This window comes from Allosphingosinicella sp., assembly GCF_036387215.1.
In the GTDB taxonomy this organism is placed as follows: domain Bacteria; phylum Pseudomonadota; class Alphaproteobacteria; order Sphingomonadales; family Sphingomonadaceae; genus Allosphingosinicella.
Map to the genome: position 1 here is coordinate 1 of NZ_DASVUE010000213.1, position 2,331 is coordinate 2,331.

Genomic DNA, 2,331 nt, shown 5'->3' on the forward strand with positions numbered 1-2,331 from the left:
CGCGGCCCGGGCCTTGGGCTCGGCCGAATCGAGAGCGGTGATCAGCTTTTGTTCCTCATCCAGGGGGGAATAGGACAGCGTTTTTTTCGGGTGCCGCTCATTGAAGGCGGCGACCGCGTCCGCCAGCAGCGGATCGTCGACGAGCACCAGCGGATCCTCCTCGCCGGTCTGCGGGATGGTGTCGTTCTCTCGCTCCGCCATGCCGCGCGAGGCGCCGCCCCAGCCCTCCTTCTTGAGGATGTTCGCGGCCCGCTTGTAGCCGGCGAGAAGGTCGGCGCCCTCGGCCGTCTCGACGAACGACTGCAATGCCTTCACGCGGGCGAGCAGCCGGACGAGATCGTCCTCGCCTCCGAGCGCGAACACGGCATCGATGAGATCGTGGCGGACGCCGGCCTCGCGCTGCTGGACTTTCAGGCGATCGGCGAAGAAATCGAGGAGGTCCCGCTCGATGCCGTGGATGCGCTCGATCTCGCGGAGCGCCAGCTCGCCGAAGGGCTGGCCGGCGGTCTGCCGGTGGCGCTCGAGCGCCTCGGCGCTGACTGCGTCGCCGAGGCGGGTGCGGAGCAGGTTGCGGAAGGCATTCTCCTCCTCCGCCGCTCCCGCCATGCGGCCGGCGGCATGGTCGCTGAACCAGGGCGTGAAGATGTGGCTGATCCGGGCCCGAAGGCCGTTGGCGATGATCAGCGAGAGGATGCCAAGCGCCGAGCGGCGGAGCGCGAACGGGTCCTTGGATCCGGTCGGCTTCTCGCCGATCCCGAAGAAGGAGAGCAGGCTGTCGAGCTTGTCCGCGAGGCTGACTGCGACGGTGACGGGCGCGGTCGGCACCTCGTCCCCCTGGCCGACCGGCTTGTAATGATCGCGGATCGCGTCGGCGACCGCATCCGGCTGCCCCTGCGCACGCGCGAGATAGCCGCCGATGATGCCCTGGAGCTCGGGGAACTCGCCGACCATCCCGGTGACGAGATCGGCCTTTGCGAGGCGAGCGGCGGTTTCGGCCTGCTGCGCAAGCTCCCCCCTCCCTGGAAGGGAGGGGCCGGGGGTGGGTGGCGAGTGCAGCGAGCCCTCGGCCTCGGAGTTTCGCCCGCCTTCGGCGGCACCCACCCCTAGCCCCTCCCTGGCAGGGAGGGGAATAACCCCCTCCTCAACCAGCCAGCGGGCGAGCCGGGCGATGCGCTCGACCTTCTCGGCGACCGTCCCGAGCTTCTCGTGGAAGACGATCTGATCGAGCTTCTTCGACTGGTCGGCGAGCGGCACCTTGAGGTCCTGCTCCCAGAAGAACTTGGCGTCGGAGAGGCGCGCGGAAAGGACCCGCTCGTTGCCCGCAACGATCGCGGCGCCGCCATCCGAAGCTTCGATGTTCGCGGTGCAGACGAAGGCGTTGGCGAGGTGGCCGTCCAGCTCGCGGCAGACGAAATATTTCTGGTTCACGCGGGCGGTGAGCTGGATCACCTCGGGCGGCACATGGAGGAAGGCCTCGTCGAAGCGGCCGATCAGCGGCACCGGCCATTCGGTGAGGCCGGCATTCTCGGCCACCAGCCCCTCATCCTCGATCAGCTCGACGCCGACCCCCGCTGCAAGCGCTGCGGCGCCGTAGCGGATGATCTGCTTGCGCTCCTCCGGATCGACGATGACGCGGCAGGCGCGGAGCTTCTCGGCATAATCGTTGGCGCTTCCGATGGTGATGATGCCGGGATGGTGGAAGCGGTGGCCGACGGTGGCCGCGCCGGATCTGATGCCGGCGACCTCGACCTCGACGATCTCCTCGCCGAGAAGTGCGACGATCCCCTGGAGCGGGCGCACCCAGCGCTGGCTCTCCGTCGATGCCGATGCTTCGCCCCACCGCATCGACTTCGGCCAGGGGAAGTTGCGGATGATGGTGGGAATCGCCTCGGCGAGGACGGAAGAAGTAGCCCTGCCCGGCTTCTCGACGATCGCGAAATAAATGCCGTCGCGCTCGACCAATTGGTCCTGGGTCAGGCCCGTCTTGCGCAGGAAGCCCTCCAACGCCTGCGGCGGAGCGCTGGAGCGCGGCCCCTTTAGCTCCTCGCGCACTGCGGCGGTTTCCGTCGGCAGACCGCGGGCGATGAGGGCGAGCCGGCGCGGCGTCGCGTAGGTTTCGATCGCCTGGGCCCTGATGCCGGCGGTGGCGAGCTGCTCGCCGAACAGGCGCGCCAGATCGGCCTGCGCCTTCGCCTGCATGCGCGCCGGGATCTCCTCGGAGAGGAGCTCGAGGAGGAAATCAGCCATTTAGATCCTCCCCGGCACGGGGAGGGGGACCGCTCACCCGCGGCGAGCGGTGGAGGGGGCGGGACGCCGCTGCCAGAATCGAGG

At 68.9% G+C, this 2,331-nt stretch carries 1 protein-coding gene; it reads right to left on the bottom strand.

Annotation, left to right across the window (positions count from 1 at the left end):
• Nucleotides 1–2,247: glycine--tRNA ligase subunit beta (glyS, locus tag VF662_RS08440; RefSeq protein ID WP_464139841.1), on the bottom strand; the 2,247-nt coding region annotated here is incomplete at its 3' end.
• Nucleotides 2,248–2,331 lie beyond the last annotated feature (84 nt).